General features: G+C 64.3%; 1 protein-coding gene. It reads left to right on the top strand.

All coding sequences use genetic code 11. The features are described from left to right. On the top strand, nucleotides 1-263 hold a 263-nt coding region (locus JI667_RS21735), incomplete at both ends, for an SRPBCC domain-containing protein (protein WP_206858557.1).

Raw genomic sequence — 263 nt, 5'->3', positions numbered from 1 at the left:
GGGGGCCCGACGGGTTCTCTTGCCGCACAAGCCGCATCGACCTGCGCGACGGCGGGGAATGGGTCTTTGACATGATCGCCCCCGATGGCACCGTCTTTCCCAATCACCACAAATACCGCCATTACGCGCCAAACAAGCGCATCGATTACGCGCTGCACGGGGGCGAAGGCGGGCCGAAACATGCCGATGCCTCGGTGACCTTTTCCCCCGCAGGGGACGGCACGCGGGTCGTTCTGGGCATGATCTTTGCCTCGCGCGAGGAA

Origin of the sequence: Bacillus sp. NTK074B (assembly GCF_017303375.1) — a bacterium.
Lineage (GTDB): Bacteria > Bacillota > Bacilli > Bacillales > Bacillaceae_B > Rossellomorea.
This window is presented reverse-complemented; position numbering and strand designations above follow the sequence as displayed.